Raw genomic sequence first — 25,231 nt, forward strand, 5'->3', positions numbered from 1 at the left:
CAGCGGCTAGAAGGATGGAAAGATGGCAGCCCTATCAGGGCCAGCACACAACTCTACCGCATTCGACGGGCTCACGTCGAAGTGACACGGCAGGCCCAGAATGCCACGGCGCTGGCGGCCGCAACATTCAGGGAGTCCACTCCGGCGCGCATGGGGATCATCACGGTGAGGTCGACCCGGTCGAGCGTTTGCTCCTTCACGCCGGCGCCCTCCGTCCCCAGCACCAGTGCCAGCTTGTCGTAGCTGCGCCGTTCCAGCTCATCCAGGGTGATGGCGTCGTCGGCCAGCTCCAACGCCGCCGTCGTGAACCCGGCGTCGCGGAGCACGCCAACATCCTCCGGCCACTCCGGCAGCCGGGCCCACGGAATCTGGAAGACCGTGCCCATGGAGACCCGGATGCTGCGCCGGTACAGCGGGTCGGCGCACTGTGGGCTGAGCAGCACCGCGTCCATGCCCATGGCGGCAGCGGACCGGAAGATCGCGCCCACGTTGGTGTGGTCCACGATGTCCTCCAGCACGGCCACCCGGCGGGCACCGGCCAGCACGTCCTCGATGGGCAGCGGCGCGGGCCGGTGCATGGCGGCCATCGCCCCGCGGTGCAGGTGGAATCCGGTGATCGCCTCCAGCACCTCGGGCGTCCCGACGAACACGGGCACCTCGGGGAACCGGTCGATGACGTCGCGCAGGTCGTCCAGCCACTTGTCGGTCAGGAAGAAGGACCGCGGGGTGTGGCCGGCGGCGATGGCGCGGCGCAGCACCTTGGAGCTTTCCGCGATGTACATCCCCTCGGCGGGCTCGCGGCGGCGGCGCAGCGCGGTGTCCGTCAGCTGCGCGTAGTCGGCCACCCGCGGGTCGGCGGCGGAGTCCAGGCGCACCAGGTTCATGCGAAGAGGTTCCTGACCAGCACGAACAGCGCCACCAGGCCAAGGGTGACAATGATGCCGCGCAGCACCACCGGCTTCAGCCGGCGTCCCACGGCGGATCCGATCAGCGCGCCGACCAGCGAGCTGATGGCGATGACCAGCACCACCGGCCAGTCGATCCGGTCGAACGCGAAGAGCATGTAGGAGATGGCCGCGATGATGTTCACGCCCAGCACCAGCACGTTCTTCACCGCGTTGGCCTGCTGCAGGGTGCCGTGCAGGAAGACCCCGAGGATTCCCACCAGCAGAACGCCCTGCGCGGCCACGAAGTAGCCGCCGTAGACGCCGGCGAAATAGACCAGCCCCAGCAGCAGCCACGGCCGCGGCCGGGTCCGGGCCTGCGCGGCCTGGCGGTCACGCACCCAGGCCTGGAGCTTCGGTTGGAACACCACGAACAGCAGGGCCACCACGATCAGGAACGGGGCCGCCACGCCGAAGACTTCCTCCGGCAGGTGCAGCAGCAGCCAGGCGCCGGTGATCCCGCCCAGCAGTGAGGCCGGAAGCAGGATGGCCAGGGTGCGGCGCAGCCCGGCCAGTTCCCTCCGGTAGCCGTAGACGCCGCCCACATTGCCGGCGATCAGGCCCATCGCGTTCGAAATGGTCGCGGTCACCGGCGCATAGCCCAGCGCCACGAGAATGGGGAACGTGACCAGCGTGCCGGAGCCGACAATGCTGTTGATGGTGCCGGCCCACAGCCCGCCCAGCCCGATCAGGGCAGCGTTCAGCACATCCATGAGGCGGGCGCCGCTAGGCGCGCTTGGCTACGGCAGTGTAGCGGCCGCCGTCGTGCTTGACGCTCAGCGGCATGTCGAAGGCGGTGCTCAGGTTCTCTTCGGTCAACACGTCCGCGATGGGCCCCTGGGCCACCACCCCGCCCTCGCGCAGCAGCATGGCGTGCGTGAAGCCCGGCGGCACTTCCTCCAGGTGGTGGGTGACCAGCACGAGCGCCGGCGCGTCCTCGTCCCGGGCCAGCTCGCTCAGCCGCTGCACCAGATCCTCGCGGCCGGCCAGGTCCAGGCCGGCACCCGGCTCGTCCAGCAGCAGCAGTTCGGGATCGGACATCAGGGCCCGGGCAATCTGCACGCGCTTGCGTTCGCCCTCGCTCAGGGTGGCGAAGGTGCGGTTCATGAACGTGGACATGCCCCAGGCGTCCAGCAGCCGGAAGGCCCGGCGCTCGTCCATCTTGTCGTACTGTTCGCGCCAGCGGCCGGTCACCCCGTAGGCGGCGGTGACCACCACATTGAGCACCTGCTCGTGCTCGGGGATCTGGCTCGCCAGCGCCGTGGAGGCCAGGCCGATCCGCGGCCGCAGCTCGAACACGTCGACCTTGCCCATGGTCTCGTCCAGGATCCCGGCGATCCCGCGGGTGGGGTGCAGGCGTGCGCCGGCGATCTGCAGCAGCGTGGTCTTGCCCGCCCCGTTGGGGCCGAGCACTACCCAGCGCTCCCCCTCCTTGACCTGCCAGTCAATGCCGTCGAGCAGGGTTTTCCGCCCGCGGACAACAGTGACCCCGGCAAATTCAAGTACATCGCTCATATCAGTAGACAGTAGGCTAAAACGCGTAGTATTCGCCAAACGCGGCGCCGGAGCCTGCCATGATGGATCCGGCCCTCCCTCAAGCTTTGCGTAGAACGGAATCACCATGCCCTCGCTCCTCCGTGTCGTCTCCTACGGCCGGGAACTCCCCGACGCCTACCTCGCTGCCGTGCAGGCAGCGGTCACCGGAGCCGGCGGGAGCATCAGCGAGCTGGAGAACGCGGCCAACGACCGTTTCCAGGTCACCGTCCTGACCGTGGAGTACGACGGCGGAGCCTCCGACGGCGTCGCAGCCTTGCGGGCGGCGCTGGCCCCCGTCCTCACCGACGACCTGGGCACGGCCGTGATGGACGCGTCGCTGGCCGGGCCGCAGCGCAAGCTGCTGCTCATGGACGTGGACTCCACGCTCATCCAGCAGGAGGTCATCGAACTGCTGGCCGAGCATGCGGGCAAGCGCGAGGAGGTGGCCGCCGTGACCGAGGCTGCGATGCGCGGCGAATTGGACTTCGCCCAGAGCCTGCACGCCCGGGTGGCCACCCTGAAGGACCTCCCACTCGACGTGATCGACCGTGTCCGTGCCGCGGTGCGGCTGACGGACGGCGCCCGGGAACTCGTGGAGGCCTTCCTGGCCGCCGGCCACGCGGTGGCCGTGGTCTCCGGCGGCTTCAGCCAAATCCTGGACCCGCTGGCCGCCGAGCTGAAGCTGACCTACCACCGCGCCAACCTGCTGGGCATGGACGCGGAGCTGCTGACCGGCACGGTGGACGGCGACGTGGTGGACCGCGCGGTGAAGGAGGCAGCGCTGCGCGAATGGGCCGCCGCGGAGGCCATCGACCTGGCGCAAACCATTGCCATCGGCGATGGCGCCAACGACCTGGACATGCTCGCGGCCGCCGGCCTGGGCGTTGCGTTCAACGCCAAGCCTGCCGTCCGGGCCGCCGCCGACGCCGCCATCAACATCCCCTACCTGGATGTGGCTCGCTACTTCGCCGGCGTCTGACCCCGCCCGCGACGGCCGGACCCGCAATCCCGTGCCGGCCGGACCGGCAACCCGTGCCGGCCGGACCCGCGACCCGTGCCGGCCGGTTTCCGCTTGCCGATTTCCGCCGGACGCGGCCCCTACCGCAGGGCCACGGGCCGGAGTAGGGTCGGTTGAACCTCCCCGGACCGCGCCCCGGCTGCCGGACTCCGGGCAGGGGTTCCCGGAACCTGCCGTGAAGGAGAACCAGCGATGGGCACGCACTCCACACCAACCGCCACCCTGGATCCGGACGCGGCCGAGACGTGCCGGCGCCTGGCGGCGCAGCTGCGGGTCGACTCCATCCGGGCCACCACCCGCGCCGGCTCCGGCCACGCCACCTCGTCGCTCTCGGCGGCCGACCTCATGGCGGTGCTCTTGGCGAACCACCTGCGCTATGACTGGCAGCGGCCGGAGCTCGCCGCGAACGACCATCTGGTGTTCTCCAAGGGGCATGCCTCGCCGCTGCTCTATGCCATGTTCCGTGCCGCCGGAGTGATCGACGAAACGGAACTGCTCGATACCTACCGGCAGTTCGGCGGCCGGCTGCAGGGACATCCCACGCCGGCCCTGCCCTGGGTGGATGTGGCAACCGGATCGCTCGGCCAGGGGCTGCCCGTGGCCGTCGGCATCGCCATGGCCGGCAAGTACCTGGATCGGCTCCCCTACCGGACGTGGGTCCTCTGCGGGGACAGCGAGATGACCGAAGGATCCATGTGGGAGGCGCTGGACAAGGCCGCCTACTACCGGCTGGGAAACCTGACGGCGATCGTGGACGTGAACCGGCTGGGCCAGAACGGGCCGACCGCACTCGGCTGGGACCTGGACCGGTACTCCGCAAGGATCAGGGCTTTCGGCGCGCAGCCGCTGCCGATCGACGGCCATGACCTGGCCGCCATCAACGAAGCCTTCGCCACGGCGCGTGACACCACCGACCGGCCCAGCGTCATCCTGGCCCGCACGGTCAAGGGCAAGGGCGTTCCCGCGGTGGAGGACAGGGACGGCTGGCACGGCAAGGCACTGCCGGAGGACGTCGCCGGGGCCGCCATCGAGGCACTGGGCGGCCCGACCCGGCTGCGGATCGCCCCGCTGGCACCGGAACCCGGCGACCCGGCCATCACGCCCAACCCCGCGGCCGCCGTCGCGCTGCCCGCCTACACGGAGGGCGATTCCGTCGCCACCCGGACCGCCTTCGGCGAGGCTCTGGCCGCTCTCGCCGCCCGGCCCGAGGTGGTGGTCCTGGACGGCGAGGTGGGCAACTCCACCAAGGCCGGGGAGTTCAGCAAGGCCGCGCCCGAGCGTTTCTTCGAGATGTTCATCTCCGAACAGCAGATGGTGGCGGCGGCGGCCGGGCTCTCCGTGCGCGGGTACGTGCCGTTTGCCGCCAGCTTCGCGGCGTTCCTCGTCTCCCGCGGTTACGACTTCATCCGGATGGCCGGGGTATCCGAGGTGGACATCCGCCTGGTCGGCACCCATGCCGGCGTCGAAATCGGCCAGGACGGGCCGTCGCAGATGGCGCTGGAGGACCTGGCCGCGATGCGGGCGATCCACACCTCGACCGTCCTCTACCCCGCCGACGCGCCCTCGACCGCCGGTTTGGTCCGCGCCATGGCAGACACTTCCGGCATCTGCTACCTCCGGGCCACGCGGGGCGACTACTCCGTGCTGTACGGGGAGGGAGAAGAATTCCCCATCGGCGGGGCGAAGGTGCACCGGGCCACGGACCACGACGACGTCACCCTCGTCGGAGCGGGCGTCACCCTGCACGAGTGCCTGGCCGCGGCCGCCCAGCTTGCCGACGACGGCATCGGCGCGCGGGTGGTCGATCTCTATTCGATCAAGCCCATCGACCACCAGACGCTGCTGGCCGCGTGCCGGGCCACGGGCGGCCGGATCATCACGGTGGAGGACCACTATCCCGAAGGCGGGCTCGGTTCGGCCGTTGCCGATGCCCTGACCCAGGCGCGGGTACCGGACCTCAGACTGGTCCGGCTGGCCGTGGAAGGCTTGCCGACGTCCGGCGCGCCACGGGACCTGCTGGACGCGGCGGGCATCTCGGCGCGGCACATAGCCGCGGCCGCGCGCCAACTAATCCGGGAGTAGTCCGGCTCCGCGGGCCCTTAGTCCTGCGCCTGGAGGAAGGACTCGGCTCCGCCCACGTATTCCGTGTGCCCGGAGGGGACGTCGGCGGTGACCATCTTGGCCACTTCCGCGGCGAATTCTTCCACCGAGTAGAGCTTGCCGGCCTCTGCGCGGCGGGCCTCGATCGCGCCGGGGCGGGCACGGTCCAGCAGGGTCGCGGTCACGGTGCCTTCGATCATGTCGCCGGACACAACCACCAGCGAGATGCCCTTGGCGTCCAGTTCCGGCAGCAGTTCGCGCAGCGCGTCTTCGCCGGCGCGCTTGCTCAGGGCCACCGGCTCATACTCCGGCATGGTCGGCACGGTACGGATGAAGTGGGCCTGGTGGCTGGTGACGAACACGACCCGGGAGCCGGCCGGCATCGCCTCGGCCGCGGCCGTGAGCATGTTCACCTGCGCGTCGCGGTTCAGGCGCAGGGCATAGTCCTCGCCCATGCTGGACTCCATGCCGCCCGACGCGTTGAGCACCAGAACATCGACGCCGCCGAAGTTCTGCCGGGCGGCCTCGACCAGTGCGTCCGCGCCCTCCGCCGCGGTGAGGTCGGCGGCAACGGCGACGGCGCGGCCGCCGGCTTCTTCGATCTGCGCCACAACCTTGTTCGCGCGGGGTGCCTTCTGGCGGTAGTTGACCACCACCGACGCTCCCTCGGCGGCCAGGAGCTTGGCCACCTCGGCGCCGATACCGCGCGATGATCCCGTTACGATTGCTGCTTTGCCGTCCAGTGCGCCCATGGCTGCTCCTCGAGGTTCTCAGTGGTGGTCCGGCCGGGCGCGTTGTAGGAAACGCCCAACCGGAAAAGGCTTCGGGTTCCATCTTGCCAGTCCCCGAAGCCTTATCCGTTGTCGAGAGCCGACAAAACGCAGGCCGAACACCTGCCTGAGCTGCCTAGTGGCCCATTCCCAATCCGCCGTCCACCGGGATGACCGCGCCGGAGATGTAGGCGGCTTCGTCGCTGGCAATCCAGCGGACCACCTTCGCGACTTCTTCGGGTTCGGCGAAGCGGCCGGCCGGGATGGACGCCAGGTAGTTCTTCTGCGTGTCCTCCGGCAGCACGGCCGTCATTTCCGTGTTGACGAAGCCCGGGGCCACCACGTTGGCGGTGATGTTGCGCGATCCGAGCTCGCGGGTCAGCGAACGGGCGATGCCCACCAGGCCGGCCTTGGACGCGGCATAGTTGATCTGGCCGGGCGACCCGTAGAGGCCCACCACCGAGGAGATCAGCACCACGCGGCCCTTCCGCAGCCGGATCATGCCCTTGGAGGCCCGCTTGATCACCCTGAACGCGCCGGAAAGGTTGGTATCCACCACGCTGGTGAAGTCTTCTTCGCTCATCCGCAGCAGCAGCATGTCGCGGGTAACGCCGGCGTTGGCGACCAGGACCTCCACGGGACCGTGGGCAGCTTCGACCTCGGTGAAGGCAGCGTCAACGGACGCGGCATCGGTCACATCGGCCTTCACGCCCAGGAGTCCGTCGGGAACCACGCCGCTGCGGTAGGTGATCGCCACCCTGTCCCCGTTCGCTTCGAAGGCCCGGGCAATCGCCAGCCCGATTCCCCTGTTGCCGCCGGTGACCAGCACGCTGCGGCCGGACTGCTCGTCGTTGCTCACTCTTACCTCCATCAAGCTGCTGTTTTCCTATGGAATCCTAGCCCGGGATATCCGCCGGCCGGTCATCGTCGCGCGGCTTTAGACATTCCGGCCATCGTGGGAGAATTGATACAGCCCTGATGGAGTGTGATGACCAAGCAGCCTGACGAGAAGCCGGAAGTCCTGAGCATTACGGACGTCCCCGAAAGCCATACCGATGAAATGCACCGGCGCATGGTCCAGTACACCCTCGCCATGGGTATCCGGCTGGCCTGTTTGCTGCTCTTCTTCTTCATCGACAGCTGGTTCCGCTGGTTCTTCGTCGGCGGCGCCGTCTTCCTGCCGTGGATCGCCGTGATCATCGCGAACGGCGGCAGCGACAAATCGAACCTGCAGCACAGCACCGCCCTGCTGGACCAGGCGCCGCAACCGGAGCTGGAGGCCCCCTCCACCCGGACGGGAGACGCAGGGGCCGACCCGGACGAAGTCCTCACCGGGGAACTTATCGACGACGCCGGGCCGGGACCGGACGGCGGCGCCGGCCCGTCTTCCCCGCCCGCGCATCCCGCCTCCGCCGGGGACGGATCCGAGCCTGAACCGCGCCCGGCCCGGGCAGCGGCCGACGGGCCCGCCGCCGCTGACGCTGCCGCGCAGGAGGATCCCCGCGCCGACGACCGGCCGGCCGAATTCACCGGAAACCTGAGCCCCGCCACCAAGCGGCGCCGGCGGAGGGCGGCCGCGTGAACCTTTTGGACCAGCTCGGCGGCGGGGTGGCGGCCGACTCCCCCGTCTGTTCGCGGAAGGGCTGCCGCCAGGCCGCGCAGTGGCAGCTGCTGTGGAACAACCCGAAAATCCATGCCCCCGAGCGCCGCAAAATCTGGCTGGCGTGCGGCGGACACCGGGAGTGGCTGCAGGACTATCTGATCCAGCGCAGCCTCTGGCGCGAAACGCTCCCCTTGGAAGGTGCCTGAATGTCCTACCGATTCCTGCTCAGCGGCAAGTGGCTGGGCTGGCTGCTGATCGTTGCCCTGCTGGCCGCGGTGTGCGTGCTGCTGGGCAACTGGCAGATGGACCGCCGGGACCAGGCCCGCGACGTCATCGCAGCGGTGGAGAACAATTACGACGCCGATCCGGTGCCGTTCAGCGAGGTGCCGGACATTTTCGCCAGCGCCGATGACGCGGTGGAATGGACGCCGGTGGTCCTCTCCGGCGAGTACGACGAGGCCGGGCAGCGGATCGTGCGCAACCGCCCGCTGAACGGCCGGCCGGGCTACGAGGTACTTGTCCCGCTGCGCCTCGAGGACGGCAGCGCCGTGGTGATCAACCGGGGCTGGCTCCCGATCGGCAACAACCAGGCCGGCCATCCGGACACCATTCCCGCCGCCCCGGAAGGCGACGTCACCGTCGTCGCGCGCGTCAAGCCGGGCGAAGGCCCGGTCAGCCGCGGGGCCCCGGACGGCCAGCTCGCGTCCATACACCTGGACGCCTATGCCGCGGAGCTGGGCTACCCGGTGCATACGGGCAGCTACGGCCTGATGGCGGCGGAATCCCCCGCCGCGGCAGTGCAGCCCGTGCAGATCCCCAAACCGGCCATCGACGAAGGACCGCACCTGTCGTACTCCATGCAGTGGTACGCCTTCGGTGTGCTGCTGTTTGTCGGCTACGGCTATGCCGCCCGCCAGCAGGCGCACCAAAGCCGGTACGCGGAGGAAGAGGAGGCGCTGAGCGGATACCACCAGGCCAATCCGGCGCCGCGCGCCGCTGCCCCGAAACGCCGGAGCAAGCGGGCGACGGCCGAAGAAGAGGAAGACGCCCTGCTGGACGCCCAGGGGTTCCGCACCGACGGCACCCTGCTCAGCCGCGACGATTGAACTGGAGCGCCGTCTATAACCGAAATTGAACGGCGCTTAGCGGTCGCAGCTACCCGGCCTTCGCAAGCTCAGACCGGGTCCCTCGCTGCTCCCTTGCGCTCGTTCCTCGCTCGGCGATGCGCGCCTTGGCAATTCCGATTGCGACGGCGCTGCGCCCGGAATCAGGCCAGGGTGACCAGGTCCAGGTAGTCCTCGTTCCAGAGGTCTTCGACGCCGTCCGGCAGCAGCACGACGCGCTCCGGGTTCAGGGCCGCCACCGCCCCTTCGTCGTGGCTCACCATGACGACGGCGCCGCTGTAGTTGCGCAGTGCGCCCAGGATTTCGGCGCGGCTGGCGGGGTCCAGGTTGTTGGTCGGCTCATCCAGCAGCAGCACATTGGCCGAGGACGCGACGATGGTGGCCAGGGCGAGCCGGGTCTTTTCGCCACCTGACAGTACGCCCGCGGGCTTGTTCACGTCGTCCCCGGAGAACAGGAAGGAACCGAGGATGTTCCGCACCTCGGCATCCTGCAGGTCGGGGGCGGCCGTGCGCATGTTCTCCAGCACGGTCCGGTCCACGTCCAGGGTTTCGTGTTCCTGGGCGTAGTAGCCGATCTTCAGTCCGTGGCCGGGCAGCACATCGCCGGTGTCGGGGGTGTCCACCCCGGCCAGCATGCGCAGCAGCGTGGTTTTGCCGGCGCCGTTCAGGCCCAGGATCACCACGCGGGAGCCCCGGTCGATGGCCAGGTCCACATCCGTGAAGATCTCCAACGAGCCGTAGGACTTGCTCAGGCCTTCGGCGGTGAGCGGAGTCTTGCCGCAGGGGGCGGGATCGGGGAAGCGCAGCGCCGCCACCTTGTCCTGTGCGCGCACCTCGTCCAGGCCGCTGAGCAGGCGTTCGGCGCGCTTGGCCATGTTCTGGGCCGCTACCGCCTTGGTGGCCTTGGCGCGCATCTTGTTCGCCTGGTCCATGAGGACCTGGGCCTTCTTTTCGGCGTTGGCGCGCTCACGTTTACGGGCCCGCTCGTCGGTTTCGCGCTGGGACAGGTAGCGCTTCCAGTTCATGTTGTAGATGTCGATGGTGGCGCGGTTGGCGTCCAGGTGGAAGACCTTGTTGACGGTCGCTTCCAGCAGCCCGGTGTCGTGGCTGATCACGATCAGCCCGCCCTGGTGGTTTTTCAGGAACTCGCGCAGCCAGCTGATCGAGTCGGCGTCGAGGTGGTTGGTCGGCTCGTCGAGGAGCATGGTGTCGGCACCGGAGTACAGGATCCGGGCGAGCTCGACGCGGCGGCGCTGGCCGCCGGACAGCGTCCGCAGGGGCTGGTTCAGGATCCGCTCCGGCAGGGCCAGGTTGGAGGAGATGGCCGCTGCCTCGGCCTCGGCGGCATAACCGCCGCCGGAGATGAACTCGGCCTCCAGCCGGTCGTAGCGGCGCATCGCCTTGGCCTGGACGTCGGCGTCGGTGCTGGCCATCTCCGACTGCGCTTCCCGCAGCTTGCGGGTCACCACGTCGAGGCCCCGCACCGAGAGGATCCGGTCGCGGGCCAGCTGCTCCATGTCGGGGGTCCGCGGGTCCTGGGGCAGATAACCGATCTCACCGGTGCGCACCACGGTCCCGGCGGCAGGCATGCCTTCTCCGGCGAGGACGCGGGTCAGCGTGGTCTTGCCGGCGCCGTTGCGGCCCACCAGCCCCACCTTGTCGCCCTTGTCCACACGGAAGGACACCGCCTCCATGAGCAGACGGGCCCCGGCACGCAGCTCAAGATCGTTGACGGTAATCACAGTGGAAGCCTTTCGAAGGGGTGCGGGAGGGATGCCCGGGCGCCGTCCAGACGGGACGGGCGGAAATCAACCTTTCCAGTCTACCGGCAACCCACACCGTCCCCACCCCTCCGCCCCGCTCTGATCGGACGGTTATCCTTGGCGAATGAGTTTCTCCCGCGGCTCCCGGTTGGATGCGTCACAGGTTCAGGACCGTCGCGGCGGCCTGGGCGGCAAGATCGCCATCGGCGGCGGCGGCCTTTTGGTCCTCATTGCCAGCCTCCTGGGCGTTCCGCCCGAAGTGCTGGAAGGGTTCGGCCTGGGCGCCGGCCAGGAACAGCAGCAGCCGGGTGGTCCGGCCCTGCAGGAAGAGTGCCGCACCGGCGCCGACGCCAACGAGCGCACCGACTGCCGCATCGTGGGGACCGTCAACAGCCTCAACGATTTCTGGGCCGGCTACCTCCCCCGCTACAACATGCAGTACCCGGCCCCGCAGACCGTCCTGTTCGACGGCGGCGTCAGCACCGGCTGCGGCAGGGCCAGCAGCGCGGTGGGCCCGTTTTACTGTCCATCCGACCAGACCGCGTACTTTGACACCACCTTCTTCACCGAGCTGACCACCCGCTTTGGCGCCAGCGGCGGCCCGCTGGCCGAGGAGTATGTGGTGGCGCACGAGTTCGGGCACCACATCCAGAACCTCACCGGGGCCATCGGCTACGCCCGGCAGGATCCCCAGGGACCCGAATCCGGTGCAGTCCGGGTGGAGCTGCAGGCGGACTGCTATGCCGGGGTGTGGGCCGGCAACGCCACCGAGCAGATCGACGAAAGGACGGGGGAACCCTTCATGCAGCCGCTGACCCAGCGGGACCTGCAGGACGCCCTCTCCGCCGCGGCCGCTGTCGGCGACGACCGCATCCAGCAAGCTGCCGCGGGGCAGGTCAACCCCCACACCTGGACGCACGGCTCCAGCGAGCAGCGGCAGCGCTGGTTCCTGCACGGCTACCAAACCGGCGACGCCGGCCGGTGCGACACGTTCTCGGCCCCGGACCTCGACCGCCCCGCCTGACGCGGGTGCGAAGGCTCCAGGTCCCGGGCCCGGCCCGCGAAAGCTACAGGTCGCGTGGGTCCACGGGGTCGGCCTCCCGGATGCCCGCGGCAAACGGCGGTGCACCCCGGGAGGTCCCGGCCCTGCCGTCGCCGGGATCCCCGGGGCCGAATCCCGGAAGATAACCGTCGGGCTCGCGCCCCATCGTCGTGTCCAGCAACAGGAAGACCATGCCCGCCCCCAGCCAGACCAGGATCAGGCCGATGCCCGTCATCAGCAGCTCCCCCGGCCCCGCCGTCCCGGGGCCGTACGGCAGCCAGCCCGTCACGGCACCCCTGATGCCCGTCCAGAGCAGCCAGAAACCCGGGAAGGCCAGGCCGACCGTCACGGCGCCGGCGCCGATGCGGGGCCGCGGACCGAAGATGAGCCAGCCGGTCAGGACGACGACGGGCAGCACGTAATGCAGGAGCCGGTCCGCCATCACCCCGGCCGCGGACAGCCCGGCGGCTTCGGGAAAGCCTCGGAACGGGGTGAACTGGGCCAGGAAGACCAGCAGCATGGCCGCCAGGGTGGCGGTCCGGGCTGCCCGCCAGAGCCGTCCCCCGGCCATGGTCGAATCCATCAGCAGCGTCAGGCTCACCACAAAGACGAGCAGCGCGGCCTGCACCCCCGGCGCACTGGCGTAGTTCCACCAGGCATGCGCGGCGGCGACGGCATAGCCGGGCGCCGTCGGCACGGCCGTGATGCCGACGGCGAGGCCCACAACGGCCAGCAGCGCGGTCAAACCGTGGTAGGCGGCGGCGACGTGGACCTCGTCATAGCGTCCCCGCCGCCGCCTTGATGCCGCACTCGACGCGCTCATGACCCGATCCTAGCCCCCGGGACGGTGTCAAGACAGGAGCGGACCGGCCACCCGAAGGTGACCGGTCCGCCGTCGATTCGTCGAATCAGATATTGAAGCCGAGGGCGCGCATCTGGTCGCGGCCGTCGTCGGTGATCCGTTCCGGACCCCACGGCGGCATCCATACCCAGTTGAGGCGCCACTCGTCCACCACGCCGTCCAGCGCCTGGCCGGTCTGCTCCTCGAGGACGTCGGTGAGCGGACAGGCGGCGGTGGTCAGCGTCATGTCGATGAGCAGGGCACCGTCGTCGGCGTACTTCAGCCCGTACAGCAGGCCGAGGTCCACGATGTTGACGCCCAGCTCAGGGTCGATGACGTCCTTGAGCGCTTCCTCGACGTCCTCCAGGGACGTCTGCGGGGCTTTGGCTTCGGTCATGATCAGGCCTTCGCTGCTGTCAGGTAGCGGTCGTAGCCCTCTTCTTCGAGACGGTCGGCCAGCTCGGGGCCGCCCTCTTCGGCGATGTGGCCATCCACGAAGACGTGCACGAAGTCGGGCTTGATGTAGCGCAGGATGCGCGTGTAGTGGGTGATGAGCAGGGTGCCCATCGCGCCGCCGGCATGCACGCGGTTGTGGCCTTCGGAGACCACCTTGAGCGCATCCACGTCCAGGCCGGAGTCGGTTTCGTCCATGATGGCGAACGTGGGCTTGAAGAGTTCGAGCTGGAGGATCTCCACGCGCTTCTTCTCGCCGCCGGAGAAGCCCTCGTTCACGTTGCGCTGGGCGAAGTCGGCGTCGATGCGCAGCTGGCTCATCGCTTCCTTGACGTCCTTGGTCCAGGTACGCAGCTTCGGGGCCTCGCCGTCGAGGGCGGTCTTGGCGGTGCGCAGGAAGTTGGTCATGGTCACGCCGGGCACCTCGACCGGGTACTGCATGGCCAGGAACAGGCCGGCGCGGGCGCGCTCGTCCACGCTCATGGCCAGCACGTCTTCGCCGTCCATGGTGATGGAGCCGGAGTCGACGTTGTAGCGCGGGTGGCCGGCGATGGTGGCCGCCAGGGTGGACTTGCCGGAACCGTTCGGGCCCATGATGGCGTGGATTTCGCCGGTGTTGATCGTCAGGGACACGCCCTTGAGGATCTGCTTGCTGCCCTGCTCGGTGTCAATGCTGACGTGCAGGTCCTTGATTTCAAGAGTAGACATCTGTCTGCTTTCTCCTTTGCGCCCGGTGCGGGCGGGCGCCGTTCACGTGATGGAAGTTTTTTAGTTGAGGTCCGGGGCAGGCGCCCCGTTGAGGACGGTCGTGACGTCCACGTAGACGCTGTCGCCGTCGAGCGCCAGCGCGAACACCGGGACGGGTTCGAACGCCGGCAGGCTCAGCGGCTCGCCGGTGCGCAGGTCGAACTGGGAACCGTGGCCCCAGCATTCGATCGCGCAGCCTTCGACGTCGCCTTCGGAGAGGGAAACGTCCGCGTGCGAACAGGTGTCTCCGATGGCGTGCAGTTCGCCCTCGGAGTCCCTGACGATGGCTACCGGGTAGTCATCGATCAGGATGCGCACCGCCTGATTGACCTGGATGTCAGAGGCCTGGCACACCAGTTCGCCGCGCGGAGTCCCGCTCATCAGAGGTTGCCCGCCTCGAGTTCCCGCTCGAGCGCCGCGTTGAGGCGCTCTTCGAGGGCGGGCACCCGGATCTGCTGAATGACCTCGTTGAGGAACCCGCGGACCACCAGGCGGCGGGCGACGTCCTGCGGGATGCCGCGTGCCATCAGGTAGAACAGGTGCTCGTCGTCGAAGCGGCCGGTGGTGCTGGCGTGGCCGGCACCTTCGATCAGACCGGTCTCGATTTCGAGGTTCGGCACCGAGTCGGCGCGCGCGCCGTCGGTCAGCACCAGGTTCCGGTTTGCCTCGTAGCTGTCGGTGCCCTCGGCTTCCTTGCGGATCAGCACGTCGCCCACCCAGACGGTGTGCGCGTTCTTGCCCTGCAGGGCGCCCTTGTACAGCACCCGCGACTTGCAGTTCGGCACCGCGTGGTCCACGAAGAGGCGGTGCTCAAGGTGCTGTCCGGCGTCGGCGAAGTAGAGGCCGTACATTTCCACGTCGCCGCCGGTGGCGGTGAACCGGGTGGACGGGGTGACGCGGACCAGGTCGCCGCCGAGGCTGACGGTCACGTGCTTGAACTTCGCGTCGCGGCCCACGCGGGCCTGCTGCGAGGAGGCGTGAACGGCGTCGTCGGCCCATTCCTGCACCGAGACCACGGTGAGGTCGGCGCCGTCCTGCACGTCGATCTCCACGTTCTGCGAGACCGTGGCGCTGCCCTTGTGGTCCAGCACGACGACGGCCTTGGAGAACTTTTCGGCCACGATGACCAGGTGCTGTGCGGACAGCTCGGTGCTGTTGCCTTCCACCACCACGGCGACGCCGGAGTCCAGCTGGACCTCGGCCGGGATGGTCACCACTGTCGCTTCGCTGAAGGCCTCCCAGGCCGCGGCCGAGACGCGGTCCTCGGGGATGCCGGCGACGCCGATGCGGGCATCGGCGCGGCCCACGGTCTCGACCAGGACGCCGGCCGGCAGCTCGGCGCCTTCGGGACCGGTGACGGTGACCGCCGGGGCGGTACCGGTCAGCGCGTCGCTCTGCAGGCCGCGCAGGCGCTTGAGCGGGGTGAACCGCCAGTCTTCCTCGCGTCCCGTCAGCGTGCCGAAGTCCTCGGCCTTGTACGAGGTCAGGCGGCCGGCGCGGGAGCTGTCCGGAACGCCGACGCCGCCTCCGTGGCTGTGGCTCTTGGCGCTGTCGCCGGCCAGCGGGCCGGCGGCGGCGTTGGCCGGGGAGAGATTTTCGCCTTCCTCCGTGAATCCGTCGATGGCCGGAGCACCGATACGTGCCTTCTCAGTGATCTCAGTCATTAACCTACGGATCCTTCCATCTGCAGTTCAATCAAGCGGTTCAGCTCGAGGGCGTATTCCATCGGCAGCTCGCGGGCGATCGGTTCGATGAAGCCGCGCACGATCATCGCCATGGCTTCGTCTTCGGCCATGCCTCGCGTCATCAGGTAGAACAGCTGCTCTTCGCTGACCCGGGACACGGTCGCCTCGTGGCCCATGGTGACGTCGTCCTCGCGGACGTCGATGTACGGGTAGGTGTCCGAGCGCGAGATGGTGTCCACCAGCAGGGCGTCGCAGACCACACTGTTCTTGGTGTTCTTCGCGCCCTCGCGCACCTGGACCAGGCCGCGGTAGGCCGAGCGGCCGCCGCCGCGGGCCACGGACTTGGCCACGATCGCGCTGGACGTGTTCGGCGCAATGTGGACCATCTTCGAGCCGGTGTCCTGGTGCTGGCCCGCGCCGGCGAAGGCGATGGACAGCGTTTCGCCCTTGGCGTGCTCACCGGTGAGGTAGACCGCCGGGTACTTCATGGTGACCTTGGAGCCGATGTTGCCGTCGACCCACTCCATGGTGGCGCCCTCGTGGGCGATGGCCCGCTTGGTCACCAGGTTGTACACGTTGTTCGACCAGTTCTGAATCGTCGTGTACCGGACGCGCGCGCCCTTCTTCACGATGATCTCGACGACGGCGGAGTGCAGCGAGTCCGAGCTGTAGATCGGCGCCGTGCAGCCCTCGATGTAATGCACGTAGGAGTCTTCGTCGGCGATGATCAGCGTGCGCTCGAACTGGCCCATGTTCTCGGTGTTGATCCGGAAGTAGGCCTGCAGCGGGATATCGACGTGGACGCCCTTGGGGACGTAGACGAAGGAGCCGCCGGACCAGACGGCGGTGTTCAGCGAGGCGAACTTGTTGTCGCCCACCGGGATGACCGAGCCGAAGTACTCCTGGAAGATCTCCGGGTGTTCCTTCAGGCCGGTGTCGGTGTCCAGGAAGATCACGCCCTGGGCTTCCAGGTCTTCGCGCAGCTGGTGGTAGACGACCTCGGACTCGTACTGGGCGGCGACGCCGGAAACCAGGCGCTCACGCTCGGCCTCGGGGATGCCCAGCTTTTCGTAGGTGACCCGGATGTCCTCGGGCAGGTCCTCCCACGTCTTGGCCTGCTTCTCCGTGGACCGGACAAAGTACTTGATGTTGTCGAAGTCGATGCCGGACAGGTCGGCGCCCCAGGTGGGCATCGGCTTGCGGTCGAAGTACTTCAAGCCCTTCAAACGCAGGTCCAGCATCCACTGCGGCTCGCCCTTCTTGGCGGAGATGTCGCGGACCACTTCTTCATTCAGGCCGCGGCGTGCGTTGGCGCCGGCGGTGTCGGCGTCGGACCAGCCGTATTCGTAGGTCCCGATGCCATGCAGCTCGGGGTTCTTTTCCAGGATTTCGGAAATGGTGGTGTCGGCTACGTCGGTCGTCCCGACCGCGTTCCTCATGCTCTGATCCACTTGGTCCGTCATCACGGCCTCTCTTGCAGATTGATGGATACTCGTCTCGTGCCTGTCGCCGGTTCGACGGGTCGAACCTCAGACCTTGTTCGACCCACCGGGATGTGGGTCGTACACACATGTCCCCCGCTGGCCAGCGTGGACAGTCGCCTGACATCCACCCCGAGCAGCCGGGAGAAAACTTCGGTTTCGCTGTCGCAGAAGTCAGGGAAGTCTGCGGCCAGCTGCTGCACCGGGCAGTGCCCCTGGCACAGCTGAACGGCCAGCATGGTGCTGTGCGGCGCCTGGGTTCCCACCACGTTGGTGGATCCGACGAAGCCGTCGGCGCTCAGCGCCTCCGCCAGCGCCTTGGCCCGCTCTTCGATTCCGGGCCCTGCGGCCTCTACCACCGGGCGGTAGCGTTCTTCCATGTCCCGGTAGCGGTTCCGCGCGAACTCGGCGACCGCCTCGCGGCCGGCGGCCTCGCCCAGGGCCGCCAAAGCGGTACGCGCGATATCCAGGTAGTCGTTGCCGAGCCGGGTCTGGCCCTGCCGGCTCAGCACATACTTGCGGGCCGGGCGGCCGGCACCGGTGGCCGAATTCGCGGTGAGCTTGACCTCGATCAGGCCCTTGCGGGACAGGGCGTCCAGATGGCGCCGCACGGCGGCGGGAGTGAAGCCCAGGATCTCGCCGAGCCCGGCGGCGCTGACGGGTCCGTGTTCCAAAACGGCATTCAACACCCGGTCCCGGGTCCGCTCCTCGGACTCCGGTGCCTGGGCACGCAAAGAAGCACTACTGGTCATGGAATACACAACACAATCATGACGTATTCTATTCCGCGCTACCAGTAAGGCAGGCCTTAGCGGAGCGTGCTCTGCGTCGACCGCTCTACGTCCCGTAGAATGTTCGGGTGCCTACCTCCGAACCCTGCCTGGATATCCAGGGACTCGTGAAAGATCTGGGACCGGTGGAGGCCCTGGACAACAAGATGATCCGCGTGATCGACGGGGTCCACCTGCGCGCCTATCCCGGGCAGGTCACGGCACTGCTCGGGCCCAACGGCGCGGGCAAGACCACCACCTTAGCCTGCGCGCAGGGCCTGATGCGCCCCAACGGCGGGACGGTCCGCCTGCTCGGCCAGGACCCCTACCAGGCGGGAGCCGAGCTGCGCAGCCGGGTCGGCGTCATGCTGCAGGAAGGCGGCCTGCCGCAGGCCATCCGGCCGCTGGCCCTGCTCCAGCACGTTGCCGGGATGTACCAGGACCCCCGCAGCGTGGACGAACTGGCGGAGCGGCTGGGCATCAACGGTTTCGCCAACACACCCATCCGCAGGCTCTCCGGCGGGCAGAAACAGCGGGTCGCGCTGGCCGCCGCCCTGATCGGCGATCCGGAGGTCCTCTTCCTGGACGAACCGAGCGCTGGCCTGGATCCGCAGTCCCGGGCCGTGGTGTTCGAGCTGATCCAGGAACTCCGGGCCGAGGGCCTGGCAATCATCCTCACCACGCATCTCATGGACGACGCCCAGCGGCTGGCCGACTACGTCTTCATCATCGATGCCGGCAGGACCGTGGTGCATGGCACGGTGGCCGAACTCACGGCAGCCACGGATGAGAGCGCCGGCGTCGAACGCCTGCTGACCTTCGATGCCGCTCCGGGCCTGTCCTTCGCCCTGCCCGAGCCGTTCTCCGCCGTCGAGAACGTTCCCGGCCGCTACATGGTGGCCGGCCACATAACCCCCGCGGTGCTGGCCGCCCTGGCGGCGGAGTGGGCGGCCCACAATGTCATGCCGGCGTCCATCCACATGGCACCGCGGTCACTGGAAGATGTCTTCCTCGATATTTCCGGGAAGGACCTGCGATGAGCGCACCCGCCGCCTTGATCCGCCGGATCGCCCTGCAGGGCCGCTACGAGACGTTGGGCATGCTGCGCAACGGCGAGCAGTTGCTGATCGCCATCATCCTGCCGCTCCTGGCGCTCATCGGCCTGACCGTCACGCCGCTGCTGGACACCTTCACGGACAACAGGATCGCCATGGCCGCCCCGGGCGTCCTGGCCTTGTGCACGGTATCCACGGCCCTGACCGGCCAGGGAATCGCCACCGGCTTCGACCGCCGCTACGGCGTCCTGCGCTTCCTGTCCACCACCCCGTTGGGACAGAGCGGCCTGATCGTGGGAAAGATCCTCGCCGTGCTGGCCATCATGGTTATCCAAGTGGTGGTGGTGGGCGGGACAGCCCTCCTCTTCCTCGGATGGCAGCCCGCGCTCGGCGGCCTCCTGCCGGCGGCCGCGCAGCTGGTGCTCGGTGCCGCGGCTTTCACCTCGCTGGGCCTCCTGATCGCCGGTACCGTCCGGCCGGAAGCCACGCTGGCGATCACCAACCTGCTGTGGGTGCTGTTGGCGGCGGCCGGCGGTATCCTCTTTCCGGTGGCCAGTTGGCCCGACGTTTTCGAGCCGGCCGCCCACGTGCTGCCTTCGACCGCCTTGGGCGACGCCCTGCGCAGCGCGCTGATCGACGCGCAGTTCAATCTCACCGCCTCAATCGTGCTGCTGGCCTGGACCGTAGTGGCCAGCCTTGCCGCCATCCGCTGGTTTAAATGGAGCTAAGTCAATGACCACCGCCACCCCGAAGTCCCGCGACCTCAAGGATCGGCTGCCCGTCTCGGTCACTCGAACCGTGCACGGGCTGGCCATCGCCTCGCTGGTATCGCAGATGGGCATCATCATCACCGGCGGCGCCGTGCGGTTGACCAAGTCCGGCCTGGGCTGCTCCGAGTGGCCCAACTGCGTGCCCGGTTCGATGACGCCGACGCCGGAGATGGGCATCCACGGGCTGATCGAGTTCGGCAACCGCACGCTGACGTTCATCCTGGTCATCATCGCCGTGGCCATGCTCGTGTCGCTGTGGCGGATGCGCCGTTCACACCGCACCCTGTTCGGCCTGGCGGTTGCCCTGCTGTGCGTCATTCCGGTGCAGGCCCTGATCGGCGGCATCACCGTGTGGACCGACCTTAATCCGTGGGTGGTGAGCCTGCACTTCCTGGCCTCGGCGGCACTGGTGGCCGTCGCCACGCTGCTGGTGAACCGCACCGGCATGTACCTGCGCGGCCGCTCCGCCGTGGCTGTCGCCCCGGTCCCGCGGATCCAGGCGACCCTGGGCTGGACCATCGCCGCTACCTCCGCTGCCTCCATCGTGCTGGGCACGATCGTGACCGGCACCGGCCCGCATGCCGGCGACGCCAGTGCCCCGCGGCACGACTTCAGCGCGGACCTGGTCACGCGGATCCACGTGGTGCCGGTCTACCTGCTGGTCGCGGCCGTCGTGCTGGCGCTGGTGCTCGCCTACCGCCGCGCCACTTCCGCGCAACTGCGTACCGCCCTGTGGTGGCTGGCCGCCGTGGTCGTGCTGCAAGGCGGCATCGGTTACCTCCAGCACTTCACCGGCCTGCCCGTCGGCCTCGTGCTGCTGCACATGCTCGGTTCCGCCCTGCTGACCGTCGCAGCCACGAACGTCTGGGACCGTTCGACGGGCAAGTTCCCGCTCTAGTCCGGCCGTGCGGCGGGCAAGTTCCCGCTCCAGTCCGGCCGTGGCGGCGGGCAAGTTCCCGCTCCAGTCCGGCCGGGCGGCGGCGCCGGCGCTACTGTCCGGCCGGCGCCCGGTGAGCCGGGCGGAACGCCTCGATCTCCTCCAGGAGGCGCGCGAGTTCGCGGCGGCTGCTCCCGGGCAACGGGTGCAGCGGCAGCCGCGGATCGCCCGCGTCGATCCCGGCGGCCCTCGCCAATGAGTAGAGATTGCTGAGCGGTCGCAACGACCCGAAATAGGCCATCAGCGGAGCCAACGCGGCGCGTGCCGCGGCCGCGGTTTCCTCATCGCCGGCCAGCACGGCGTCGCGCAGCACCCGGTAATGCGCCGGCAGCACGGCAATCGGCCCGCCGTGCCAGGCATCGGCCGCGAAGCCGGCGTCGGCGATCAGCGCGTCGCCGCTCATGCCGTGGCTGAAGTCGCCGGCCTCGACCGGCAGCAGGCCCCGGAGTCCTTCATATCGGCCCCGGAATACTTCGACGGAGGGTGCCGATTCTTTCACGGCCACGATGTTGGGTTCCGCGGCCAGCTCGGCCACGAGGTCCAGGCTGAAGCTGAACTGCGTGGTCCGGGGATTGCTGTACAGGCAGACGGGGAGGCCGGACCGGCGGGCGGCCGCAACGCACTGGGCCGCCACTTCCTCGTCCGTCAGGGGATAGTAGGACACCGTGGAAACCAGGAGGCCGTCGGCACCGGCCGCGTTGGCGTCGTCGATGTTCTGCAGGAGTTCACGGGTGCCCACCGCACTCACGCCGACGCACACCGGCAGCCCGGGCCGGACCGCCTTCACCGCCTCCACCGCCGCCGTGACGACTTCCCGTCGTTCCGTGCGGTCCAGATACGCGAAGTTGCCCGAACTGCCCAGCACCGTGATCGCGTCGACGGGCGCCTCGCTCACGGCCGCGATATGGCGGATCAGCTCCGGAAGGTTGACGCCGCCGTCGTGATGGAAGGGGGTCACCGGATAGGCAATCAGGCCGCGGAAGGGATTCATGCCGCAATCTTAGGGCAGCGCGGGCAGCAGAGCCGCCGCTTAGGGCGGCCCGGGCAGCAGGGAACGCTTCCCCGGCGGCTCCGCCGGGAGGCCGCAGGCCGGCGTCGGGCGGGTTGCGCCTAGCCGAAGACGGGACCGCCGATAAAGGGATCCAGGGCCAGGGCCAGGAACAGCACCGTGAGGTAGCTGATGGAACCATGGAACACGCGCATGGCGCTCTTGTTCGTGACGGCGGTGCTTTCGGTTCCGCGCTTGGTCAGCGCGTAGAGCCGGTGCGATTCGTAGACGAACCAGGAACCGCTGAGCAGTGCCACGATGGTGTAGACCCAGCCGGCCCCGCCGACCGGAGCCAGCAGCAGCGAGCAGACCAGGGTGGCCCAGGCATAGAGGACAACCTGGACGGAGACCTGCCGTGCGCTGGCGATCGCGCCGAGCATCGGCACGTTGGCCGCGTTGTAGTCGTCGCTGTATTTCATGGACAGCGGCCAGTAGTGCGGGGGCGTCCACAGGAAGATGACCATGAACAGGATCACCGCCGGCCAGGCCACCGTGTTGGTCACCGCTGCCCAGGCGATGAGCACGGGGAAGCACCCGGCGGCGCCGCCCCAGACGATGTTCTGCGAGGTGCGGCGCTTGAGGATCAGGGTGTAGATCACGACGTAGAAGAAGATCGCGCCGACGCCCAGCATGCCGGCCAGCGGATTCGCCCCGAACCAGAGGAGCGCCACGGCCACCACGGCGAGCACCCAGGAGAACACCAGCGCCTCGCGGGGAGTCAGTTCCCCGGTCACGAGCGGGCGGTTCTCGGTCCGGTGCATGAGCTTGTCCATGTCCCGGTCGATGTAGCAGTTGAAGGAGCCGGCCGCGCCGGCGGCGAGGGCACCGCCGACCATCGTGGCAGCCATTAGCCAGAGGTCGGGGAACCCGCCCTGGGCGAAGATCATGGTGGGCAGGGTGGTCACCAGCAGAAGTTCCATCACGCGGGGCTTCGTGAGCGACAGGTAGGCCTTGGCCTTGCGCGAGAAGCCGGGCTTGGCCGGAACGGCCAACGCCTGGTCCGGAACGGTCTGGATATTCAAGGAAAAACCACTCAGTTCTGCTGGAGTTCGTCTGACACACGAAAGCGCCCAGCCGTTAAGGACGGGCCAAGGTGCACCTACATCATACTCCTTCTATGTCTCGTAGAAACCGGTTTCCTGCTCGGGGAAACCGGTTTCGCCCGCCCGCGCCGAAACCCGCCCGGGCGCGAGGCGTCCGCCGCCGTCTGACGGTGCCCGTCTGTGACTGCGGGCACTGCACAGCGTCCTGCGCATTGCAGACGCAACGGATAGAGTGGGGAAGGAGCGCCAATCCGCGGTTATCGGCGCAACAAGCTTGAGGCAGTAACAACGGCGAATGGCCCAATCGGTCCGCGGCTGCGGCTACTTACCGGACCGTCGGCTGCCGCCTAGACGCAGATCAGAAAGGGGCCCACCCGGTGCCACACATGGAAGATCAGGAATTGTCCTGGACATCGCTGGACCAGCGGGCGGTGGACACGGTGCGTGTCCTCGCGGCCGATGCAGTGGAGAAGGTCGGCAACGGCCACCCCGGCACCGCCATGAGCCTGGCCCCGGCCGCGTACCTGATCTTCCAGAAGTTCATGCGCCACGACCCCACCGATCCGCAGTGGGTGGGCCGCGACCGGTTCGTCCTCTCCCCCGGCCACACCTCGCTGACGCTGTACATCCAGCTGTTCCTCTCCGGCTACGGCCTGGAACTGGAGGATCTGAAGGCGCTGCGGACCTGGGGATCGCTCACGCCGGGCCACCCCGAGTACAAGCACACCCCGGGTGTCGAAATCACCACCGGTCCGCTGGGCCAGGGACTCGCCTCCGCCGTCGGCTTCGCCTACGCGCAGCGCCGCACCCGCGGTTTGTACGACGCCGATGCTGCCGCCGGCGAGAGCCCGTTCGACCACACCGTCTGGGTGATCGCGTCCGACGGCGACCTGCAGGAGGGCGTCACCTCGGAGGCCTCCTCCCTGGCCGGCCACCAGGAGCTGGGCAACCTGGTGGTGCTCTACGACGACAACAAGATCTCCATCGAAGACGACACCGACATCGCCTTCAGCGAAGACGTGCTCAAGCGGTACGAGGCGTACGGCTGGCACACCCAGCGGGTCGACTGGACCGCGACCGGCGAGTACGTCGAAGACGTCCCGGCCCTGTTCGAGGCCTTGAAGGCCGCGAAGGCCGAGACCTCCCGCCCCTCGATCATCTCGCTGCGCACCATCATCGGCTGGCCCGCCCCCAAGAAGCAGAACACCGGCAAGATCCACGGCTCCGCCCTGGGCGCCGAGGAGGTCGCCGCCGTCAAGGAGGTGCTCGGCTTCGATCCGGAGCAGAATTTCGCGGTCGAGCCGGAGGTCCTGGATCACGCCCGGCAGGTGGCCGTGCGCGGCAAGCAGGCCCGCGCGGACTGGGAGACCGGCTACCAGGCCTGGCGCGAGGCCAACCCGGAGAACGCCGCGCTGCTGGACCGTGTGCAGGCGTCCGAGTTGCCGGACGGCTGGGAGTCGGCGCTGCCCGAGTTCCCGGCCGGCAAGGACGTCTCGACCCGGGCCGCCTCCGGCAAGGTGCTCAACGCCATCGGCCCGGTGCTGCCGGAGCTGTGGGGCGGTTCGGCGGACCTGGCCGAGTCCAACAACACCACGATCGAAGGCTCCCCGTCGTTCGTTCCCGAGTCGCGGCAGACCGACATGTGGTCCGGCGGGCCGTACGGCAGGGTGCTGCACTTCGGCATCCGCGAGCATGCGGCCGCCTCCATCGTGAACGGGATTGTGCTCAGCTCCAACACCCGCGCCTTCTCGGGCACGTTCCTGATCTTCAGCGACTACCAGCGGCCGGCCATCCGGCTGGGCGCCCTGATGGGCGTTCCCTCGATCTACGTGTGGACCCACGATTCCATCGGGCTGGGTGAAGACGGACCGACCCACCAGCCGGTGGAGCAGCTGGCGAGCCTGCGTGCCATTCCGGGCCTCGACGTCGTCCGCCCGGCCGATGCCAACGAGGTGGCTCAGGCCTGGAAGGCGGTGCTGGAGAACCACAGCAACCCGGCCGGCATTGTCCTCACCCGGCAGAACCTGCCCGTCTACGAGCGCGGCGAGAACGGTTTCGCCTCCGCCGAGAACGTGGCGAAGGGCGCCTACGTGCTGGCCGAGGCGCAGTCCGACGGCGCGGACACGACGCCGCAGGTGATCCTGCTCGCCACCGGTTCCGAGGTGCAGCTGGCCGTCCAGGCCCGCGAGACGCTGCAGGCCGACGGCATCGCCACCCGTGTGGTCTCCGTCCCCTGCCTCGAGTGGTTCAACCGGCAGGACCCCGCCTACCGCGAGTCCGTGCTCCCGGCCGGCATCAAGGCCCGCGTGTCGGTGGAAGCCGGCATCGCGCAGTGCTGGGACGGCCTGGTCGGCGACGCCGGCCGCAGCGTGTCCCTGGAGCACTACGGCGCCTCTGCCGACTACAAGACCCTGTTCCGCGAATTCGGACTCACGGCCGAGGCTGTTGTCGAGGCCGCCCGCGATTCGCTCTCCCAGACCACCGATTCCTAAGGAGGACGC

General features: G+C 68.7%; 25 protein-coding genes. 10 read left to right on the plus strand and 15 right to left on the minus strand.

Annotated features, from left to right (window positions below):
* Positions 1–71 precede the first annotated feature (71 nt).
* The 3 genes from AC5RUP_RS09690 to AC5RUP_RS09700 are packed head-to-tail and all read right to left on the minus strand — an operon-like array spanning position 72 to position 2,459.
* Positions 72–884: a TrmH family RNA methyltransferase gene (locus AC5RUP_RS09690; RefSeq protein WP_494153530.1), complete on the minus strand. Its 813-nt coding sequence runs from the start codon at positions 882–884 to the stop codon at positions 72–74.
* Positions 881–1,657 (minus strand): sulfite exporter TauE/SafE family protein, encoded by a 777-nt coding sequence (locus tag AC5RUP_RS09695; RefSeq protein ID WP_494067783.1) that lies wholly within the window; start codon positions 1,655–1,657, stop codon positions 881–883. Before AC5RUP_RS09695 ends, AC5RUP_RS09690 begins: the two co-directional genes overlap by 4 nt.
* Positions 1,658–1,670: 13 nt before the next feature.
* Entirely contained in the window at positions 1,671–2,459 is a 789-nt protein-coding gene (locus AC5RUP_RS09700) for an ABC transporter ATP-binding protein (RefSeq protein ID WP_494067782.1), read from the minus strand.
* 106 nt (positions 2,460–2,565) lie between these two features.
* Between AC5RUP_RS09700 and serB the strand changes: the two genes are divergently transcribed.
* On the plus strand, positions 2,566–3,459 hold the full coding sequence (gene serB / locus AC5RUP_RS09705) for a phosphoserine phosphatase SerB (protein ID WP_494153529.1): 894 nt from the start codon (positions 2,566–2,568) through the stop codon (positions 3,457–3,459).
* A 231-nt stretch (positions 3,460–3,690) separates the two neighbouring features.
* Positions 3,691–5,580: a transketolase gene (locus AC5RUP_RS09710; protein WP_494158497.1), complete on the plus strand. Its 1,890-nt coding sequence runs from the start codon at positions 3,691–3,693 to the stop codon at positions 5,578–5,580.
* 17 nt (positions 5,581–5,597) lie between these two features.
* Here the strand turns inward: AC5RUP_RS09710 and AC5RUP_RS09715 are convergent, their stop codons facing one another.
* Positions 5,598–6,350, minus strand: coding sequence for an SDR family oxidoreductase (locus AC5RUP_RS09715; RefSeq protein WP_494154865.1), 753 nt, complete (start codon positions 6,348–6,350; stop codon positions 5,598–5,600).
* 154 nt (positions 6,351–6,504) lie between these two features.
* The gene (gene fabG, locus AC5RUP_RS09720) at positions 6,505–7,227 is read right to left on the minus strand and encodes a 3-oxoacyl-ACP reductase FabG (RefSeq protein WP_494158498.1); all 723 of its coding nucleotides are present in this window, start codon (positions 7,225–7,227) and stop codon (positions 6,505–6,507) included.
* A 129-nt stretch (positions 7,228–7,356) separates the two neighbouring features.
* Here fabG and AC5RUP_RS09725 point away from each other — a divergent pair, with 129 nt between their 5' ends.
* From AC5RUP_RS09725 to AC5RUP_RS09735, 3 genes are read left to right on the plus strand one after another with little or no spacing between them, the layout of a single operon-like run.
* Positions 7,357–7,950 (plus strand): DUF3099 domain-containing protein, encoded by a 594-nt coding sequence (locus AC5RUP_RS09725; protein ID WP_494158499.1) that lies wholly within the window; start codon positions 7,357–7,359, stop codon positions 7,948–7,950.
* On the plus strand, positions 7,947–8,177 hold the full coding sequence (locus tag AC5RUP_RS09730) for a hypothetical protein (protein WP_494154293.1): 231 nt from the start codon (positions 7,947–7,949) through the stop codon (positions 8,175–8,177). Before AC5RUP_RS09725 ends, AC5RUP_RS09730 begins: the two co-directional genes overlap by 4 nt.
* Positions 8,178–9,077, plus strand: coding sequence for an SURF1 family cytochrome oxidase biogenesis protein (locus tag AC5RUP_RS09735; RefSeq protein WP_494154294.1), 900 nt, complete (start codon positions 8,178–8,180; stop codon positions 9,075–9,077).
* Positions 9,078–9,238: 161 nt separating this feature from the next.
* On the opposite strand, the gene abc-f is transcribed toward AC5RUP_RS09735, so the two are convergent.
* On the minus strand, positions 9,239–10,837 hold the full coding sequence (gene abc-f / locus AC5RUP_RS09740; RefSeq protein ID WP_494067775.1) for a ribosomal protection-like ABC-F family protein: 1,599 nt from the start codon (positions 10,835–10,837) through the stop codon (positions 9,239–9,241).
* Positions 10,838–10,982: 145 nt separating this feature from the next.
* Here abc-f and ypfJ point away from each other — a divergent pair, with 145 nt between their 5' ends.
* Complete coding sequence (ypfJ, locus tag AC5RUP_RS09745; protein WP_494154295.1) at positions 10,983–11,882, plus strand: KPN_02809 family neutral zinc metallopeptidase; 900 nt, start codon at positions 10,983–10,985, stop codon at positions 11,880–11,882.
* A 43-nt stretch (positions 11,883–11,925) separates the two neighbouring features.
* Here the strand turns inward: ypfJ and AC5RUP_RS09750 are convergent, their stop codons facing one another.
* From AC5RUP_RS09750 to AC5RUP_RS09780, 7 genes are all read right to left on the minus strand, one after another.
* Positions 11,926–12,723 (minus strand): Pr6Pr family membrane protein, encoded by a 798-nt coding sequence (locus AC5RUP_RS09750; protein WP_494154296.1) that lies wholly within the window; start codon positions 12,721–12,723, stop codon positions 11,926–11,928.
* Positions 12,724–12,808: 85 nt separating this feature from the next.
* On the minus strand, positions 12,809–13,138 hold the full coding sequence (locus AC5RUP_RS09755; RefSeq protein WP_493978517.1) for a metal-sulfur cluster assembly factor: 330 nt from the start codon (positions 13,136–13,138) through the stop codon (positions 12,809–12,811).
* 2 nt (positions 13,139–13,140) lie between these two features.
* Entirely contained in the window at positions 13,141–13,902 is a 762-nt protein-coding gene (gene sufC / locus AC5RUP_RS09760; RefSeq protein WP_494067772.1) for a Fe-S cluster assembly ATPase SufC, read from the minus strand.
* A gap of 60 nt (positions 13,903–13,962) precedes the next feature.
* Complete coding sequence (locus tag AC5RUP_RS09765) at positions 13,963–14,322, minus strand: non-heme iron oxygenase ferredoxin subunit (RefSeq protein ID WP_494067771.1); 360 nt, start codon at positions 14,320–14,322, stop codon at positions 13,963–13,965.
* Positions 14,322–15,605, minus strand: coding sequence for a Fe-S cluster assembly protein SufD (sufD, locus tag AC5RUP_RS09770; RefSeq protein WP_494158500.1), 1,284 nt, complete (start codon positions 15,603–15,605; stop codon positions 14,322–14,324). The genes AC5RUP_RS09765 and sufD overlap by 1 nt, the downstream gene beginning before the upstream one ends.
* Positions 15,605–17,089 carry a Fe-S cluster assembly protein SufB gene (gene sufB, locus AC5RUP_RS09775; protein ID WP_493987285.1) on the minus strand — a complete coding sequence of 495 codons (1,485 nt, stop codon included), beginning with the start codon at positions 17,087–17,089 and terminating at the stop codon, positions 15,605–15,607. Before sufB ends, sufD begins: the two co-directional genes overlap by 1 nt.
* The gene (locus AC5RUP_RS09780; protein ID WP_494149218.1) at positions 17,089–17,859 is read right to left on the minus strand and encodes a helix-turn-helix transcriptional regulator; all 771 of its coding nucleotides are present in this window, start codon (positions 17,857–17,859) and stop codon (positions 17,089–17,091) included. The genes sufB and AC5RUP_RS09780 overlap by 1 nt, the downstream gene beginning before the upstream one ends.
* A 185-nt stretch (positions 17,860–18,044) precedes the next feature.
* Here AC5RUP_RS09780 and AC5RUP_RS09785 point away from each other — a divergent pair, with 185 nt between their 5' ends.
* From AC5RUP_RS09785 to AC5RUP_RS09795, 3 genes are read left to right on the plus strand one after another with little or no spacing between them, the layout of a single operon-like run.
* Positions 18,045–18,917 (plus strand): ABC transporter ATP-binding protein, encoded by an 873-nt coding sequence (locus AC5RUP_RS09785; RefSeq protein ID WP_494154559.1) that lies wholly within the window; start codon positions 18,045–18,047, stop codon positions 18,915–18,917.
* Positions 18,914–19,660, plus strand: a complete 747-nt coding sequence (locus AC5RUP_RS09790; protein ID WP_494154558.1) for an ABC transporter permease — start codon at positions 18,914–18,916, stop codon at positions 19,658–19,660. Before AC5RUP_RS09785 ends, AC5RUP_RS09790 begins: the two co-directional genes overlap by 4 nt.
* Positions 19,661–19,664: 4 nt before the next feature.
* Complete coding sequence (locus AC5RUP_RS09795) at positions 19,665–20,600, plus strand: COX15/CtaA family protein (RefSeq protein ID WP_494131455.1); 936 nt, start codon at positions 19,665–19,667, stop codon at positions 20,598–20,600.
* Positions 20,601–20,691: 91 nt separating this feature from the next.
* On the opposite strand, the gene AC5RUP_RS09800 is transcribed toward AC5RUP_RS09795, so the two are convergent.
* Together AC5RUP_RS09800 and AC5RUP_RS09805 are read right to left on the minus strand one after the other, a co-directional pair.
* A complete protein-coding gene (locus AC5RUP_RS09800; protein ID WP_494158501.1) occupies positions 20,692–21,630 on the minus strand; it encodes a dihydrodipicolinate synthase family protein in 939 nt (312 codons plus the stop codon).
* 119 nt (positions 21,631–21,749) lie between these two features.
* The gene (locus AC5RUP_RS09805) at positions 21,750–22,709 is read right to left on the minus strand and encodes a heme o synthase (protein WP_493978526.1); all 960 of its coding nucleotides are present in this window, start codon (positions 22,707–22,709) and stop codon (positions 21,750–21,752) included.
* A gap of 407 nt (positions 22,710–23,116) precedes the next feature.
* Between AC5RUP_RS09805 and tkt the strand changes: the two genes are divergently transcribed.
* Positions 23,117–25,222, plus strand: a complete 2,106-nt coding sequence (gene tkt, locus AC5RUP_RS09810; RefSeq protein WP_494154423.1) for a transketolase — start codon at positions 23,117–23,119, stop codon at positions 25,220–25,222.
* Positions 25,223–25,231 lie beyond the last annotated feature (9 nt).

This window comes from Arthrobacter sp. Y3223151, from assembly GCF_059091125.1.